At 60.9% G+C, this 16,210-nt stretch carries 19 protein-coding genes; 10 read left to right on the top strand and 9 right to left on the bottom strand.

Annotated features, from left to right (window positions below):
- The first annotated feature begins 21 nt into the window (after positions 1–21).
- The 3 genes from M1B35_RS07150 to cysB all read left to right on the top strand — a co-directional run bounded on the left by M1B35_RS07150 (position 22) and on the right by cysB (position 2,611).
- The gene (locus M1B35_RS07150; RefSeq protein WP_123328246.1) at positions 22–927 is read left to right on the top strand and encodes a 5'-nucleotidase; all 906 of its coding nucleotides are present in this window, start codon (positions 22–24) and stop codon (positions 925–927) included.
- Positions 928–1,023: 96 nt separating this feature from the next.
- Complete coding sequence (locus M1B35_RS07145; protein ID WP_123328245.1) at positions 1,024–1,524, top strand: universal stress protein; 501 nt, start codon at positions 1,024–1,026, stop codon at positions 1,522–1,524.
- Between the two features lie 112 nt (positions 1,525–1,636).
- On the top strand, positions 1,637–2,611 hold the full coding sequence (cysB, locus tag M1B35_RS07140; protein ID WP_123328244.1) for an HTH-type transcriptional regulator CysB: 975 nt from the start codon (positions 1,637–1,639) through the stop codon (positions 2,609–2,611).
- A gap of 12 nt (positions 2,612–2,623) precedes the next feature.
- On the opposite strand, the gene M1B35_RS07135 is transcribed toward cysB, so the two are convergent.
- Both M1B35_RS07135 and M1B35_RS07130 read right to left on the bottom strand, forming a co-directional pair.
- On the bottom strand, positions 2,624–3,106 hold the full coding sequence (locus M1B35_RS07135) for a GreA/GreB family elongation factor (protein ID WP_123328243.1): 483 nt from the start codon (positions 3,104–3,106) through the stop codon (positions 2,624–2,626).
- 2 nt (positions 3,107–3,108) lie between these two features.
- Complete coding sequence (locus M1B35_RS07130) at positions 3,109–3,507, bottom strand: hypothetical protein (protein ID WP_123328242.1); 399 nt, start codon at positions 3,505–3,507, stop codon at positions 3,109–3,111.
- 124 nt (positions 3,508–3,631) lie between these two features.
- Here M1B35_RS07130 and earP point away from each other — a divergent pair, with 124 nt between their 5' ends.
- Both earP and M1B35_RS07120 read left to right on the top strand, forming a co-directional pair.
- Positions 3,632–4,765, top strand: coding sequence for an elongation factor P maturation arginine rhamnosyltransferase EarP (gene earP / locus M1B35_RS07125; protein ID WP_268261592.1), 1,134 nt, complete (start codon positions 3,632–3,634; stop codon positions 4,763–4,765).
- Positions 4,766–4,813: 48 nt separating this feature from the next.
- On the top strand, positions 4,814–5,386 hold the full coding sequence (locus tag M1B35_RS07120; RefSeq protein WP_123328240.1) for an elongation factor P: 573 nt from the start codon (positions 4,814–4,816) through the stop codon (positions 5,384–5,386).
- Between the two features lie 84 nt (positions 5,387–5,470).
- On the opposite strand, the gene M1B35_RS07115 is transcribed toward M1B35_RS07120, so the two are convergent.
- The 3 genes from M1B35_RS07115 to M1B35_RS07105 form a co-directional block, all read right to left on the bottom strand.
- A complete protein-coding gene (locus M1B35_RS07115; RefSeq protein ID WP_123328239.1) occupies positions 5,471–5,890 on the bottom strand; it encodes an organic hydroperoxide resistance protein in 420 nt (139 codons plus the stop codon).
- A 224-nt stretch (positions 5,891–6,114) separates the two neighbouring features.
- Positions 6,115–6,576, bottom strand: coding sequence for a MarR family winged helix-turn-helix transcriptional regulator (locus M1B35_RS07110; RefSeq protein ID WP_268261591.1), 462 nt, complete (start codon positions 6,574–6,576; stop codon positions 6,115–6,117).
- Positions 6,577–6,660: 84 nt separating this feature from the next.
- Positions 6,661–7,626, bottom strand: a complete 966-nt coding sequence (locus tag M1B35_RS07105) for a LysR family transcriptional regulator (RefSeq protein WP_123328237.1) — start codon at positions 7,624–7,626, stop codon at positions 6,661–6,663.
- A 104-nt stretch (positions 7,627–7,730) separates the two neighbouring features.
- On the opposite strand from M1B35_RS07105, the gene M1B35_RS07100 reads away from it, so the two are divergent.
- Positions 7,731–8,480: a sulfite exporter TauE/SafE family protein gene (locus tag M1B35_RS07100; RefSeq protein ID WP_123328236.1), complete on the top strand. Its 750-nt coding sequence runs from the start codon at positions 7,731–7,733 to the stop codon at positions 8,478–8,480.
- On the opposite strand, the gene M1B35_RS07095 is transcribed toward M1B35_RS07100, so the two are convergent.
- A complete protein-coding gene (locus M1B35_RS07095) occupies positions 8,470–9,324 on the bottom strand; it encodes a LysR substrate-binding domain-containing protein (protein WP_268261590.1) in 855 nt (284 codons plus the stop codon). The genes M1B35_RS07100 and M1B35_RS07095 overlap by 11 nt on opposite strands.
- Positions 9,325–9,420: 96 nt before the next feature.
- On the opposite strand from M1B35_RS07095, the gene M1B35_RS07090 reads away from it, so the two are divergent.
- Together M1B35_RS07090 and M1B35_RS07085 are read left to right on the top strand one after the other, a co-directional pair.
- Complete coding sequence (locus M1B35_RS07090; RefSeq protein WP_123328797.1) at positions 9,421–9,642, top strand: DUF1127 domain-containing protein; 222 nt, start codon at positions 9,421–9,423, stop codon at positions 9,640–9,642.
- Between the two features lie 64 nt (positions 9,643–9,706).
- The gene (locus tag M1B35_RS07085; RefSeq protein WP_268261589.1) at positions 9,707–10,921 is read left to right on the top strand and encodes a winged helix-turn-helix domain-containing protein; all 1,215 of its coding nucleotides are present in this window, start codon (positions 9,707–9,709) and stop codon (positions 10,919–10,921) included.
- A gap of 34 nt (positions 10,922–10,955) precedes the next feature.
- Here the strand turns inward: M1B35_RS07085 and M1B35_RS07080 are convergent, their stop codons facing one another.
- Entirely contained in the window at positions 10,956–12,302 is a 1,347-nt protein-coding gene (locus M1B35_RS07080; protein WP_123328233.1) for a class II 3-deoxy-7-phosphoheptulonate synthase, read from the bottom strand.
- Positions 12,303–12,463: 161 nt separating this feature from the next.
- Between M1B35_RS07080 and M1B35_RS07075 the strand changes: the two genes are divergently transcribed.
- Positions 12,464–13,219: a spermidine synthase gene (locus M1B35_RS07075; RefSeq protein ID WP_123328232.1), complete on the top strand. Its 756-nt coding sequence runs from the start codon at positions 12,464–12,466 to the stop codon at positions 13,217–13,219.
- 45 nt (positions 13,220–13,264) lie between these two features.
- On the opposite strand, the gene M1B35_RS07070 is transcribed toward M1B35_RS07075, so the two are convergent.
- Both M1B35_RS07070 and M1B35_RS07065 read right to left on the bottom strand, forming a co-directional pair.
- Positions 13,265–14,056 (bottom strand): crotonase/enoyl-CoA hydratase family protein, encoded by a 792-nt coding sequence (locus M1B35_RS07070; protein ID WP_123328231.1) that lies wholly within the window; start codon positions 14,054–14,056, stop codon positions 13,265–13,267.
- Complete coding sequence (locus M1B35_RS07065; protein ID WP_185039059.1) at positions 14,053–14,364, bottom strand: hypothetical protein; 312 nt, start codon at positions 14,362–14,364, stop codon at positions 14,053–14,055. Before M1B35_RS07065 ends, M1B35_RS07070 begins: the two co-directional genes overlap by 4 nt.
- Positions 14,365–14,474: 110 nt before the next feature.
- Between M1B35_RS07065 and M1B35_RS07060 the strand changes: the two genes are divergently transcribed.
- Entirely contained in the window at positions 14,475–16,148 is a 1,674-nt protein-coding gene (locus tag M1B35_RS07060) for a DEAD/DEAH box helicase (RefSeq protein ID WP_123328230.1), read from the top strand.
- The last annotated feature ends 62 nt before the right edge of the window (positions 16,149–16,210 follow it).

Below are 16,210 nucleotides of genomic sequence, written 5' to 3'. Positions count from 1 at the left end.
CCGTCAGGCAGGGAGTAAGGCATGGCAAAGGGCTTGGGTGGCAAATTGGTGGTGGCGATTTCATCGCGAGCCTTGTTCGATCTGAGTGACAGCCACAAGGTCTATCTGGCCGAGGGGGTCGAAGCCTACCGGCAGTATCAGATCGAACATGAAGAGGAGGTCCTCGAGCCTGGCGATGCCTTTCTCCTGGTCAAGAAACTGCTCAGCCTGAATGCCAGCCTGGGGCGCGCACGGGTCGAGGTGGTGCTGGTTTCGCGCAACAGTGCGGACACTGGTCTGCGGGTGTTCAACTCAATCCAGCACTACGGCCTGGATATTTCCCGAGCGGCTTTTGTCGGCGGGCGTAGCCCCTATCCTTATCTGGCGGCGTTCGGTTGCGACCTGTTTCTGTCGACCCATGCGGAAGATGTGCGCAATGCACTGGGTGCGGGGTTTGCTGCGGCGACGATTCTGTCCGGCGGCGCACAACGGGCGGCCAATGCCGAGTTGCGCATCGCCTTCGACGGCGATGCGGTGCTGTTCTCCGATGAATCGGAGCGGGTCTATCAACTGGGTGGGTTGGAAGCCTTTCAGGCCAATGAGCGTGAGTCGGCACGCCAGCCGTTACCGGGCGGCCCGTTCAAAGGCTTCCTGGCGGCACTGAACCTGCTGCAGGGCGAATTTCCCAACGATGCCTGTCCAATTCGCACGGCCCTGGTCACGGCGCGATCGGCTCCAGCCCACGAGCGGGTGATTCGTACCTTGCGTGAGTGGGACATTCGCCTGGATGAGTCGCTGTTCCTCGGCGGCCTGGAGAAGGCGGCGTTTCTTGAGGCATTCGCTGCCGACGTGTTTTTCGATGACCAGGCGGGTCACTGCGAGTTGGCTCGTGAAGTGGTTGCCACCGGTCACGTGCCCCACGGCATCAGTAACGAGAGCCAGGCGTAAAGCCCCGCAGCACAAGGTTTTGCGCCAGGCCTCGCAGTCTTCCGGGCGCTGCTAAGCTGAATCAATCTCCGCCATCTTGGCAGTTGAGGAGGTCATATGATTCGTTCGATGCTGTATGCCACTGACCTCGGTCTGTATGCACCTTATGTGATGCAGCACGCGCTGGAACTGGCTCGAACGTTCAATGCCGACTTACATGTGGTGCACGCCGTGGAGCCCATGGGGCTATTTGCCGAATCCGTGCTGCAGAGCTATCTCGACGAGCAAGCGCTGAACGAGTTCCACAAGCAGGGGCTGAGCACGGTCATGGCCAGTATCGAGCAGCGAGTGCTCGACAGCTTTCGAGAGGAGCTGGGTGAGGATTTGCAGGAGCTGACGCTGATTCAGTCGGTGCGGGTTTTCCAGGGCGATCCTTCCCAGGTCATTCTCGAGCAGGCGGCGAAACTCTCTGTGGATTTGTTGATCGTAGGAAGTCACACCCATGGCGCAGGGGCTGAAACGCCTTTGGGCAGAACCGCCGCACGGGTCTTGCAACTGGCCAAAGTGCCGGTGTACCTGGTGCCGTTGGTGCAGCGGCGGCGTCTCGGAGATCTATAGGGATGGATTGGAAAAATCTGATAAAAAAGTTCTAGATTTATTCATTCAACCATTAATATAGTTATATCTCGTCGCTGATACCCGTGGCGTCTACCTGCTTTGAGGGATTCATATGAAGCTTCAACAATTGCGCTACATCTGGGAAGTGGCGCACCACGACCTCAACGTCTCCGCTACTGCCCAAAGCCTTTACACCTCTCAACCTGGTATCAGCAAGCAGATCCGCCTGCTCGAAGACGAGCTGGGCGTCGAAGTCTTCGCCCGCAGCGGCAAGCACCTGACCCGCGTTACTCCAGCCGGCGAGCGAATCATCACCACCGCTGGCGAAATCCTGCGCAAGGTCGAAAGCATCAAGCAGATCGCCCAGGAATTCTCCAACGAGAAGAAAGGCACCCTGTCGATCGCCACCACCCACACCCAGGCTCGTTATGCCCTGCCGCCGGTGATCAGCAGCTTTATCAAGCAGTACCCTGATGTCGCCTTGCACATGCACCAGGGCTCGCCGATGCAGATCGCCGAGATGGCCGCTGACGGCACGGTGGATTTTGCCATCGCCACCGAAGCACTGGAGTTGTTCGGTGACCTAGTGATGATGCCGTGCTATCGCTGGAACCGTTGCGTGGTTGTGCCTCAGGGGCACCCGCTGACCAAGCTGCCGAAACTCACCCTCGAAGCACTCGCCGAATACCCGATTGTGACTTACGTTTTCGGTTTCACCGGGCGTTCCAAGCTCGACGAGGCCTTCAGCCATCGCGGCCTGACCCCGAAAGTGGTGTTTACTGCCGCCGACGCCGACGTCATCAAAACCTACGTACGCCTTGGACTGGGCGTAGGCATCGTCGCCAAGATGGCGGTCGACACCAAGCTCGACAATGACCTGGTGGTGCTGGATGCCAGCGAGCTGTTCGAGTCGAGCATCACCAAGATCGGTTTCCGTCGCGGCACCTTCCTGCGTGGCTTCATGTGCGACTTCATCGAGAAATTCGCTCCGCACCTGACCCGCGAAGTGATGGCCAAGGCCATCCAGTGCCACAACAAGCAGGAACTGGAAGAGCTGTTCGACGGCGTTGAATTGCCGGTGCACTGATTGCCGTCGGGCCTACTTGATCTCGGTGACAGCAAACTGTTGCCGAGTACCCGCCACCACAATCTCCACGTCATCCCCTTCGAACTTGCCCAGCAGGTTTTTACCCAGCGGCGAGCGCGGGGTGATGACGGTGATCAATTGCCCCACCACGTAGACTTTCAATCCCGCCCCATCCGGCGCGAGAAACAGCCATTGTTCATGGCCGTGTTCGTCCTCCAAGCCCAATAATGCACCGACTTGAATACCCTGTTGCTCATCGTAGGGGCGCAAGGTCAGGTTCTGGCAGAGGGTCAACGCTTGGCGAATTTCTTCGACGCGTTTGGCCTGGCCGGCCGCTAGGTAAGAGGCTTCAAGCCCCAGGGTGTCGTACTTGTTCTCGGCGATGTTTTCTTCGTGGGTCGCGGTTTCGTAAGCGGTTTGCGCCGCGCGCTGGGCAATGTCGAGATCGTCCCGGAGCTTTTCCAGAATCAGTTGATGGACAGCGGATTTGTTCATGGTCAGTCGCAGAATTGCAGGACGTTGGCCCGGCTTTTTTCGGTGGGCGCCGTCTGGTCCTGCTGCAGCCAGAACTGGCATTTGGGGTTGGACTGGTTACGCAGGCTATTGCGTGCGTTATCCAAGGCCTGTTGTTGCTCGTTTTTGCGCAGGTTTTCCTGATACTGCTCGAACATCGGGTTCGCTGCCGGCGGTTCCACCACGACTGGTGGCTTTGCCAGTTGTTGTACCGCCTGAGCCACCGGAGCCAGTTGCTGCTCGAACAGAAAACGTGAGGCCAGCCAGCAGGTCAGGGCGATTGCCAGAAAACCCAGCCACAGGCCCAGGGCGATACTGCCGCTCAGCGCCAGCCCGTTCAGGCGGATACTCAGGGCGCGGCGAGGTGGGGTGCGATAGGGCATGGCTGCCTCCTGGCGGGTGATAGGTTGCGAGGCCTGATTGTCGCACGAAGATTAATCGACGTTGGCTCTTCTGCGCAGGGGGATTTATGCGGACAATCGGCGCCTTTGCCAATCGGAGCCCGGAATGAAAGCCTCCTGGGATATTTTCTGCAGTGTCGTCGATAACTACGGCGATATCGGCGTGACCTGGCGCCTGGCCCGACAGTTGGTGGCCGAGCATCAATACCAGGTGCGCCTGTGGGTCGATGACCTGCGTGCCTTCGAGCGTATGTGCCCGCAGATCGATACCGACCTGGCCCGCCAATGGCAGTCCGGCGTCGAAGTGTGTCATTGGTCGGCCGATTGGGTTGCTGTGCCGGCGGCGGACGTGGTGATCGCCGCGTTCGCCTGCCAATTGCCCTCGGCCTATATGGAAGCCATGGCCGCGCGCGCGCAGAGCCCGTTGTGGTTGAACCTGGACTACCTCAGCGCTGAGGAGTGGGTCAGCGGTTGCCACGGCTTGCCGTCGGTCAAATACAAGCAGGTACAGAAGTACTTCTTTTTCCCCGGTTTCCAGCCGGGAACCGGTGGTTTGCTGCGTGAGGCCGGGTTGCTTGAGCGGCGTCGCAGCTTTCAACAAGACCCTTCACAGCAGCAGGCATTCTTGGCGGGTTTGCAGGTTTTCCCCGCCGCGCAAGCGCGCCTAATCTCGTTGTTCGCCTATGAGAATGGCGGCCTGGCCAGTTGGCTGGATGCGTTGGCCGCTGACAGTCGTCCCACTCATCTGCTGGTGCCCGAGGGGCGGATTCTCGCGGATGTGCAGCGCTGGCTGGGGGAGGGGGAGGTTGCCGTCGGCACCCTGCAAACGCGCGACGCCCTGACCGTGCAAGTGCTGCCATTCGTCCGCCAGGACGATTACGACCGGCTGCTGTGGTGCTGCGAGTTCAACGCCGTGCGCGGCGAAGACTCGTTCGTCCGCGCGCAATGGGCGGGGCGCCCCATGCTGTGGCACATCTATCGGCAGGACGACGACATCCACCTGGACAAGCTCGACGCCTTCCTTGAACGCTACACACGGGGTTTATCGGCAGAAGCCAAGAGTGCAGTGCTCGCCCTGTGGCAGGCGTGGAACACCGAGGCAAACATGGCGGCGAGCTGGAAAAACCTGCTGCAACACTGGCCCGAAGTCGCTGCCCACAGTGAACAGTGGTGTCTGGAACAAGCCTTGCAGGCCGATCTTGCTGCGGCGCTGGTGCAGTTTTACCTAAATTGGATATGATACGCGGCCTAGATTTTTGTAAATCCCATCCAAATTCGGATATTCGCAATGAAAACTGGTAAAGAACTCAAACCCGGTACCGTGATCCGTATCGACAACGATCCTTGGCTGGTTCAGAAAGCTGAATTCACCAAGTCCGGTCGTAACAGCGCGATCATGAAGACCAAGCTGAAGAACCTGCTGACCGGTTACAAGACCGAAACCGTTTACGGTGCGGACGACAAACTGGACGACGTGATCCTGGATCGCAAAGAAGCGACCCTGTCGTTCATCAGCGGCGACACCTACACGTTCATGGACACCACTGACTACACCATGTACGAGCTGAACGCCGAAGACATCGAAGCGGTTCTGCCGTTCATCGAAGAAGGCATGACTGACGTGTGCGAAGCGGTGTTCTTCGACGACCGTCTGGTTTCCGTTGACCTGCCGACCACCATCGTGCGTCAGGTTGACTACACCGAAGGTTCCGCTCGCGGCGACACTTCGGGCAAGGTGATGAAGCCTGCCAAACTGAAAAACGGTACCGAGCTGAGCGTTGCAGATTTCGTTGAAATCGGCGACTGGATCGAGATCGATACCCGCGAAGGTGGCTCCTACAAGGGGCGCGCCAAGGTCTAAGCCTGGCTTAAACCGCGCGAACGAAAAAGCCCGACCATTGAGTCGGGCTTTTTTGTGCCTGGCGTTTGCCGTTTGCAATCAGGATCAGACGCTGACGTGCAGGCGTACATCGACATTGCCACGGGTGGCGTTGGAGTACGGGCAGACTTGGTGGGCGGCGTCCACCAGGCTTTGTGCGTCGGCTTGGTCCAGGCCGGGCAGGCTGACGTGCAGGTCGATGTCCAGGCCGAAACCGCCAGGGATCTGACCGATACCCACATGGGCAGTGATTGAGGCGTCATCCGGGATCTTGCGTTTGCTTTGGCTGGCGACGAATTTCAGGGCGCCGATAAAGCAGGCCGAGTAGCCAGCGGCAAACAACTGCTCGGGATTGGTGGCCTGGCCACCTGCGCCGCCCAGTTCTTTGGGGGTAGCGAGTTTGACGTCGAGGATGTTGTCGTTGGAAACGGCGCGACCATCACGGCCACCTGTAGCAGTAGCGACGGCGGTGTAGAGAGTTTGCATGGCGGTAACCTCTGTCAGTGTGATTATTTGCGCTAAATGTTTGTGCGCTAAGTAAGTTCGAAGAAAATATATAGTGCTAATATTTAGTGCACAAGATATATTTTTTGAAATCGCCTCGCCATGACCTGAAAATCGTGACAGGTAGTTGATTTATATGTGTTTTTTACACGGCATTATTTTTGTCGGCCGGCCCTGGTTAGCCGGTCACGGAGCAACCGCCTGGCTTAAAGGCTGTCTTGCAGATGGCTGCGCAGGGTCAGCAGGTCGGCCTGCAATTGGCGCAATTGCTCCAGGGTCTGACCGCTGGCGCCCAGGATGCACTGCGGAATGCCACGGGCTTTGTCTCGCAGGGCCCGGCCCTGGTCTGTCAGTTCAACAATCACCACCCGTTCATCTTCGCGGCTGCGGGTGCGGCTGAGCAGACCTTCGGCTTCCAGGCGCTTGAGCAGCGGGGTCAGAGATCCGGGATCGGTGAGCAAGCGGCTGCTGATCTCGCCGACGGTCAGTCCGTCTCGCTCCCAGAGCACCATCATCGCCAGGTACTGTGGATAAGTCAGTCCCAGGGCCTGGAGCAGAGGTTTGTAGACTTTGGTCATCAACAGTGAGGTGGAGTGCAGGGCAAAGCAGACCTGATTATCCAGCAGCAGGTCGTCGCAGTTATCCGGGGTGGAACGTTCAGTGGTCATCTGAGGGCCTTGATCATTAAGCGTCCTGAATCTAGCGGGCAAATCTTTAATGCGCCAGGTAATTCTACCGGCGGTGTTCGTCGCTCATTGCTCACCGTTTCCGCCCATGCTGCTTTGCAGGGCCAAGTCCCAAGGGGGAATGGGGCTGAAGCGGGTCTTGAGGTATTCAAGCAGTAAACGGCTGCGGGCGTTGGTGTGTTGTTCCAGGCGCAAAGCGTAGATGCCGGCGCTTTCGGGCTTGGGCAGGCCGTTGTCACAGAACAGAGGCAGCAATTCGCCCCGCAGTAGGTACTCGCTGGCCAGCCAGGTGGGCAGGTGGGCAATGCCCAGGCCCGCCAAGGCCCCGGAGAGCAAGGCTTCGGCGTTGTTGGCGCTCATGCGGATGCGGTTTGGGCGATGACTGTGCAGTTGCCCATCGCGCTCGAAACGCCAGGCGAACAGCGGGGCCAGGCCATCCCAGTCGAGGCCGTCATGCTCCCGCAACTCGCCTGGATGAGCCGGCGTGCCGCGGCGTTTCAGGTACTCCGGGCTGGCACAGGCGATACGCACAATGCTCGCCAGCGGGGTGGCGATCATCCGCGTGTCGACCATTTGCCCGGCGCGCAGCACCAGGTCGACCTTGCCCAAATGCGAGCCCTGCATGTCGACGAAGCTATCGATCAGGTGCAGGTGTACGTCCAGCCCGGGGTAAACCCCAAGAAAGTCGGCAATGGCGGGCGCCAGGTGGCGGCGACCGAACGCTGCCGGTGCGTCCACGCGGATCAGCCCTTCCGGCGCATGGCTTAGGGAAACCGCCTCCGCCCGGGCCAACTGCAACTCGGCGACAATCCGTCGTGCTCGTTCGGCGAAGGCCTGGCCTGCGGGCGTTGGGACCACCGCATGGGTGGTGCGCATGAACAGCTTGCTGCCCAGGGCGTTTTCCAGGGTGTCGATGCGCCGAGCCACCGCCGAAGGGGTCAGCGGGTGGCGACGGGCCGCTGCGGAAAAGCTGCCAGCCTCCATGACATCAAGGAACAGCCCGAGCTGATCGGTAAGGGTGTTGGGGTTCATGGTGTGTGCTTGTGCGAGATTGGCACAGCCATTGTGCGTTGCTGTGCGTTTCCGCACCAGTGCTGACTGGGTAGCATGCGAGGCTTGAGGTGAGGAGTGCGACATTGATTGAGTTAGTGATGTATTTGTTACTGGGCGCGGCGCTGGGCACCGTGGGTGGCTTGTTCGGGATTGGCGGCGGTTTGATCGCAATTCCGGTGCTGGGCGTCTGGTTTGGCCTGGACCAGCAAATTGCCCAGGGGACGGCCCTGGTGATGGTGGTACCCAACGTCATGTTGGCGCTGTGGCGCTACCACCAGCGCAATCGCATCGAGTTGCGGCATGCCTTGCCTCTGGCCGTGATGGGCTTCACCTTTGCCTGGCTCGGTTCGATCTGGGCGGTCGGCATCGATGCCCAATTGATGCGCATCGGTTTTGTGGTGTTTTTGGTGGTCCTGTCGGCATACAACCTGGTCCGGATGTTCGTGGGTAATCGTCCGGCTTCGGCACAGATGCGCTATTCGTGGCCCTGGCTGGGTGTGCTCGGGGCCGCTTCCGGCGCCATGGGCGGGCTGTTTGGTGTGGGGGGAGCGGTGGTGGCTACGCCGGTGCTGACCAGTATTTTCGGCACCACCCAGGTGGTTGCCCAGGGCTTGTCCCTGGCCCTGGCCCTGCCGAGCACTGGGGTGACCCTGGTGACCTACGGTGTGCACCATCAGGTGGACTGGTCCATCGGCTTGCCCCTGGCCATCGGCGGCCTGCTGAGCATCAGTTGGGGGGTGAAAGTCGCTCATGGAATGCCCGAGCGCCTGCTGCGCGGCCTGTTCTGCGGCTTCCTGGTGCTCTGCGCGGTGATGCTCGCCTTTAAAGTTTGAAGCCTTCGACGATGTGCTCGGCCAGGCATTCCGTGATGGGCGAAGGGTGGTTGAGGTTGCGCAGCAGCATGATGCTGGCCTCAGGCAACAGGGGCAGGCCTTCGGCTTCACCAAGGATGCGCATGTCCGGGGTGATCAGGCTTTCCAGCTGGGCGGTGATCGCCAGCCCGGCGCTGACCACTGCCATGAGTGCGGACAGGCTGGAGCTGTTGTAAGCCACCCGATAATCGCGCCCGGCGGCATCCAGGGCATTGCACGCCCAAGCTCGGCAAAAGCAGTCGCTGTTGAACATCGCCAGGGGCAGGGGCGTTTGCTCGTGGGCGCAGAAACCCTGGGCCTGGGCCCAGACAAAACGCTCCTTGCGCAGCAGTTGGCCGATTTCACTGCCCGGCTCTCGGGTGACGATGGACAGGTCCAGGTCCTGGCGTTGCAGCAGTTGCTTGGAAGACTCGCAATGCACTTCGATCTGGATCAGCGGGTAGGACTGGGCGAAGCGCGAGAGGATGCCCGGCAGGAAGCGCATTACATAATCATCCGGGGTGCCGATGCGCACGGTGCCGATCATGTGTGGTTCGCGCAGGGTATTGAACACCTCGCTGTGCAGTTTCAGGATGCGACGCGCGTACCCCAGCAGCACCTGGCCCTCGGCAGTCAACTTGACCTGACGGCCATCGCGCTGGAACAGCTGGCGCTGCAGGACGTCCTCCTCCAGGCGCTTCATCTGCATGCTCACTGCCGATTGGGTGCGATTGACGTGCTCCCCGGCCTTGGTGAAGCCGCCTTGATCGGCAATGGCGACAAAGGTGCGCAGGACGTCGGTATCGATACTGGGGAACTGGGACACTCATCAAGCTCCGAGATGTATTGCATAAGAAACATTCGTTGGATTGATCTTATTCCTCGCGAGAGACTTTCGTCATCCCCAACGGAGGGCAAGATGATGAAAGGTCAAAAAGGTTATGTGCTGGCACAGAAATTCTCGCTTCAGGGCTTCTCCCTCAGCCGGTTGTGGCACAGGGTGTGGCGTTGGCATCAGCTCAATAATGAGCGGGCCATGCTGGCCAGCTTGAGCGATGACGCACTCAAGGATTTGGGCCTGAGTCGGGCCGATGTGGAGCATGAAGCGGTGCGCCGGTTTTGGGATGACCCGCTGCAAAAATGAGCACGAAAGCGCTACACAAGCCGCTTCTTGCTGAGGTAGTTTGCGGGCTGACCAGGAGAATGCGATGCCCGCAGAACTGTCTTTTTCCCTCAAACAGGCTCGGCGACTGGCCTTGGCGGCCCAAGGGTTTTCCGGGCGCCAGCCGCCGGCAACGATCAAGTCGGCCCAGGTCAACCGCCTGATCGAGCGTTTGGGCGTGCTGCAGATCGATTCGGTCAACGCCTTGGTGCGCTCGCACTACCTGCCATTGTTCTCGCGACTGGGCCACTACGCACCGCAGTTGCTCGACCAGGCCGCCTGGAGCCAGGGACGCCAGCGCACGCTTTTCGAGTATTGGGGGCACGAGGCGTCGCTGTTGCCGCTGGAGATGTACCCGCTGATGGGCTGGCGCATGCAGCAGGCACGCCAAGGGCAGGGCATTTATGGCCAGTTGGCGCGTTTTGGCCTTGAGCAGCAGGCGACCATTCGCCAGGTATTGGCAGCGGTCGAGACCCAAGGGGCATTGGGGGCTGGCAGCCTGTCGACCCGGCAGGAACGGGCCGGGCCCTGGTGGGACTGGAGCGCGGAAAAAATGGCCCTGGAATGGCTCTTTGCCGCCGGCGAAGTCACGGTGGCCGGGCGTCGTGGTTTCGAGCGCTTGTATGACGTGCCCGAACGCGTGATTCCCCAGCGGATTCTGCAGCGTTCCTCCCTTAGCGAGGCTGAGGCGCAGCGCGGTTTGCTACTGCACGCGGCGACGGCGTTGGGCGTGGCCACGGAAAAGGACTTGCGCGATTACTTTCGCCTGACGCCGGCTGAGAGTGGGGCGCGCCTGGCTGAGCTGCTGGAGGATGGCCAACTGCAACTCTGTAATGTGCAAGGTTGGCGGCAGCCGGCCTATTGCCTGCCGGCGCCCAAGGTGCCGCGCAAGGTTGAGGGCAGTGCCTTGCTGTCACCCTTTGACTCGTTGATCTGGGAGCGTAGCCGAACCGAGCGGCTCTTCGACTTCCGCTATCGGCTGGAGATCTATACCCCGCAGCACAAGCGGGTCTACGGCTACTACGTGCTGCCGTTCCTGTACCACGAGCGCATTGCCGCACGTGTCGACCTGCGTGCCGAACGGGCCCAGGGCCGTCTGGCGGTGCACGCGGTGCATGAAGAAGTGCCTGGGCTGGATGACGCCGGGATGCAGGCGCTGGCCTTGAACCTGCGGCAACTGGCCGACTGGCTGGGGCTGGCGGACATCCAGCTCAATTGCCAGCGGGCCAGTGCCCAGCGTTTGCGTGGGCTACTGGTTTAAACCGGCCCGCTTCCGACAGGCGCGGGCCGGGCTCTCAGCGCTTGACCTGCTTCAAGGTCTCGGCAATCAGGAACGCCAGTTCCAGGGACTGGTCGGCGTTCATCCTTGGGTCGCAATGGGTGTGGTAGCGGTCTGATAGGCCGTCTTCGGTGATCGGCCGTGCGCCGCCGATGCACTCGGTGACGTTTTGCCCGGTCATCTCGATATGGATGCCGCCGGCGTAGCTGCCCTCGGCCTGGTGCACCTGGAAGAACTGCTTCACCTCATTGAGGATTTGCGCAAAGTCCCGGGTCTTGTAGCCACTACTGGCCTTGATGGTGTTGCCGTGCATCGGGTCGGAGCTCCACAGCACCTTTTTGCCTTCACCTTCCACGGCGCGGATCAGCTGTGGCAGGTGATCGCCGACCTTGTTGGCGCCCATGCGCACGATCAGGTTGAGGCGCCCAGGGTCATTGTCCGGGTTGAGGATGTCGATCAGGCGCAGCAACTCCTCGGTGTTCATGCTCGGGCCGACCTTGACCCCGATCGGGTTGTGCACCCCGCGCAGGAACTCCACATGGGCACCGTCCAACTGACGGGTGCGGTCGCCGATCCACAGCATGTGGGCCGAGCAGTCGTAGTAGTCGTTGGTCAGGCTGTCACGGCGCACGAAGGCTTCTTCGTAATTCAGCAGCAGCGCTTCGTGGGCGGTGAAGAAGCTGGTCTCACGCAGTTGTGGCGAACTGTCCATGCCGCAGGCGCGCATGAAGGCCAGGGTTTCATCGATGCGGTCGGCCAACTGGCTGTACTTCTCGGCCAGGGCCGAGTTGGCGATAAAGTCCAGGTTCCATTTATGCACTTGATGCAGGTCGGCAAAGCCGCCCTGGGCGAAGGCCCGCAGCAGGTTCAGGGTGGCCGTGGCCTGGTGGTACGACTGCAGCAGGCGGTCCGGATCGGGCACCCGACTCTTTTCGTCGAAACCGATACCGTTGACGATGTCGCCACGGTAAGCCGGCAGGGTCACGCCATTGATGGTTTCATCGTTGGCCGAGCGCGGCTTGGCAAACTGGCCGGCCATGCGCCCCACCTTGACCACCGGGCAGCCGGCGGCAAAGGTCATGACAATCGCCATTTGCAGCAGGACCTTGAAGGTGTCGCGGATTTTCGCCGCCGAGAACTCGGCGAAGCTTTCCGCGCAATCACCGCCCTGCAAGAGAAAGGCGCGGCCCTGGGTGACCTCGGCAAACTGGCGGCGCAGCTCCCGCGCCTCACCGGCAAACACCAGCGGCGGATAGCTGGCCAGGGTCTGCTCGACCTGCAGCAAATGTGCAGCGTCCGGGTAGTGGGGTTGCTGCTGGATCGGCAAGGCGCGCCAGCTGTCAGGACTCCAGGGTTGGCTCATCGTCGGCTCAAGTGTTTACGGTGGGGGCAGGCATGTTAGCAGTAATTTAGTGCGTGACCTGCTCCGCTTGGTTGGCCGACAATCGCGCCTTTCCCGCTCACGGTCGAGCGGCTGGTTGATCGCGATGGCGAGGTTGAGCCCCGTCGCAGCTAGGAGATGACATGACTGAGGAGCGCGTCGAGCGCCTGCTCGCCGAAGTGCATGATGAGTTCGGCATGATCCGGGTGTTGGAAGTGGCGGACTACCGCTTTCTTGAGTTTGGCGATGCCATCGAGCAAAGCTGTGTCTTCACTGCCGACCCGAGCTGGCTGGAGTACGACTACACCCGCGCCATGCTGATTGGCGCCCTGTGCCACGAGGCGCCGGAGAGTGCGCTGTTCCTCGGCCTGGGCGCCGGCACCCTGACTCAGGCGTGCCTGAAGTTCCTGCCCCTGGAAGACGTTGAAGCCATTGAGCTGCGCCCGGATGTGCCGCGCCTGGCCATCGAATATTTGGGGCTGGATGACGATCCACGTCTCTATATAAGAGTCGGGGATGCCCTGGAGCTGCTGGACAGCGCCGAGTCTGCCGATCTGATTTTTGTCGACCTGTACACCGACGTCGGTCCGGGCGTCGGGCACTTGGCGTGGGGGTTCCTGGAAAACTGCCAGAAACGCCTCAACCCGGGAGGCTGGCTGGTGATCAATCAGTGGGCCACCGACGACGGCAAGCCGTTGGGCGCGGCCTTGTTGCGCGGGCTGTATCACCGGCATTACTGGGAGCTGCCGGTGAAGGAGGGCAATGTGATCCTGATCGTGCCCGCCGATCTGGACCAGGAACTGGACCGAGCGGCCTTGATTGAGCGTGCCGAGATCCTGGCACCGCGCCTGGGTTATTCGTTGCTGCCACTGATCAAGGCCATTCGTCCGGCCACCTGATGCCAGGTGCCGGCTGGTCGGCGAGGCCATTGTCCGTCGCGCCGTTCAACAGCCCTTGAACACTCCGGGCCGTCTCTCGACCATGGCCCGTACGCCTTCCTTGGCGTCCTCGCTGTTGAGCAGCTTTTTCACCAGGGGCGGTAACCCTTGGGCGGCGGCGGTTTCGCCCTCCAGCCGGGCCTGGCGCGCGGACATCAAGGTGGCTTGCACCCCCTGCGGGGCCTGGCGGGCGATTCGCTCGGCCAGTTCAATGGCCCGCGGCAGCAAGTCCTCGCTGGCCATGACCTCCTGGACCAGCCCCAGGCGCAGGGCGTCATGGGCGTCGAATTCGTCACCGGTGAGCAGCCAGCGCATGGCATTGCCCCAGCCGGCAATCTGATGCAGGCGCAGCGTCGCACCGCCAAACGGAAAAATCCCCCGCTGGACCTCCATCTGGGCAAAGCGCGTATTGCTGGCACACAGGTTGATATCGGCGGCGAGCATCAACTCGATGCCAATGGTCAGGCAGTAGCCCTGCACCGCAACAATCACTGGCTTGCTGACCCTGGGCCCGGCAAATACGCCCCAGGGGTCGCAACCGCCGGTCGGCGCCTGCCAGCCTTCGGCCATGGCGGCGCCAACATTGGCCAAGTCCAGCCCAGCGGTAAAATGCTCACCGTGGCCGAACACCACCGCCACCCGTGCTTCGCTGCTGGCCTCGAACTCGCCATAGGCCAGGCTTAGCTGGTTCAGCAACGCCAGGTCGAAAGCGTTGCGCTTGGCGACCCGGTCCAGGCCAATGAGGAACAGATGACCCTGCTGTTCACGGCTGACGCGACTGCTGCTGGGCTGACTCATGGCGCATTTCCTCGGGTGGCGGAGAGGGTTCGGACCGACGGTTCCAGGCTACTGGGTGAACCGTTTAAGCTTGATGACCAACAGGGGCGGGCCTTTGCAAAATAGACCTTTGCCGGACGCTGCGCAAAGCCCGTTCCACAGAGGCGTTCAGCGGATTTTTCCGATAAAAAAAACTCCCTTTTTTGAGTAATTCCGGTATAGTGCGCGCCGGCCTTTAGACGGGCCACGTTTAGGTATTGCAATTCCCCGAAGTCAGCTTCGGCTGCTTGTCCGCTGCGCGGGCTATCCTTGACGATCCATTCATTCAATCGTTTTCGCAAATCCCCGCCGACAAAGCTGCCAGGGCGACTCTTGAGTCTTACACGGCATGCGCAGCTTTGGAGCATGGGTCTTTGCGGATGCACTTAGAGGCAGACCCATGACCCAGGAAATCGGCGGCTTCGCCGCTCTTGAACTTCATCCCAATATTGTCGCTGCAGTAGTCGCTACCGGCTATGAAGAGCCTTCGGCCATTCAGCAGCAGTCGATCCCGATCATCCTTGCCGGTCACGATATGATTGGCCAGGCGCAAACCGGTACCGGTAAAACCGCCGCGTTCGCCCTGCCTATCCTGCACCGCATCGATCCGTCCAAGCGCGAGCCGCAAGCTCTGATCCTGGCCCCAACCCGTGAGTTGGCGCTGCAAGTTGCAACCGCTTTCGAAACCTACGCCAAGCAAATGCCGGGCGTAACTGTTGTGGCTGTCTACGGCGGCGCGCCGATGGGCCCACAATTGAAAGCAATCCGTAATGGCGCACAGATTGTTGTCGCCACTCCGGGCCGTCTGTGCGACCACCTGCGTCGCGACGAAAAAGTCCTCGCTACCGTGAACCACCTGGTTCTCGACGAAGCGGACGAAATGCTCAAGCTGGGCTTCATGGATGACCTGGAAGTCATCTTCAAGGCCATGCCTGAGTCCCGCCAGACTGTATTGTTCTCGGCCACTCTGCCGCAATCGATTCGTGCCATCGCTGAGCGCCACCTGCGCGATCCGAAGCACGTGAAGATCCAGAGCAAGACCCAGACCGTGACCGCGATCGAACAGGCTCACTTGCTGGTTCACGCTGATCAGAAGACTTCTGCCGTTCTCAGCTTGCTGGAAGTGGAAGATTTCGACGCCCTGATCATGTTCGTGCGCACCAAGCAAGCGACCCTGGACCTGGCCAGCGCCCTGGAAGCCAAAGGCTACAAAGCCGCTGCGCTGAACGGTGACATTGCCCAGAACCAGCGTGAGCGTGTGATCGATTCCCTCAAGGATGGCCGTCTGGACATCGTTGTGGCGACCGACGTTGCTGCTCGTGGCCTGGACGTACCGCGCATCACCCACGTATTCAACGTGGACATGCCGTACGACCCGGAATCCTACGTTCACCGTATCGGCCGTACCGGCCGTGCCGGTCGCGAAGGTCGTGCGCTGCTGCTGGTGACTCCACGTGAGCGCCGCATGCTGCAAGTGATCGAGCGTGTAACCGGTCAGAAGGTTGCTGAAGTTCGCCTGCCGGACGCCCAAGCCGTTCTTGATGCTCGCATCAAGAAGCTGACCAACAGCCTGTCGCCGCTGGTCGCTGATGCTGAATCGACCCACGGTGAGCTGCTGGATCGCTTGACCGCCGACATCGGTTGCAGCCCGCGTGCCCTGGCCGCTGCGCTGCTGCGCAAGGCCACCAATGGCCAAGCGCTGAACCTGGCGGCCATCGAGAAGGAACGCCCACTGGTGCCGAACAACGCACCACGTGGTGACCGTCCTGAGCGTACCGGTGATCGTCCGGACCGTGGTGATCGTGAGCGTCGTGCGCCGATCCCGCTGGCTGAAGGCCGTGCTCGCTGCCGTACCGCGCTGGGCGCGCGTGACGGTATCGCTGCCAAGAACCTGCTGGGCGCCATCCTCAACGAAGGTGGCCTGGCACGTGAAGCGATCGGTCGCATCCAGGTGCGTGACAGCTTCTCCCTGGTGGAGCTGCCGGAAGATGGTCTGGAGAAACTGCTGACCAAGCTGAAGGACACTCGCGTTGCCGGTAAGCAGTTGAAGCTGCGTCGCTACCGCGAAGATTGATCCGCCCACGGGCTGATTGATCGAACATAAAAAATCCCCGACTGGTTCGGGGATTTTTTTTG

Origin of the sequence: Pseudomonas morbosilactucae (assembly GCF_023241665.1) — a bacterium.
In the GTDB taxonomy this organism is placed as follows: Bacteria; Pseudomonadota; Gammaproteobacteria; order Pseudomonadales; family Pseudomonadaceae; genus Aquipseudomonas; species Aquipseudomonas morbosilactucae.
The sequence above is the reverse complement of the archived record's forward strand: the minus strand, read 5'-3'. Positions and strand labels throughout refer to the sequence as shown.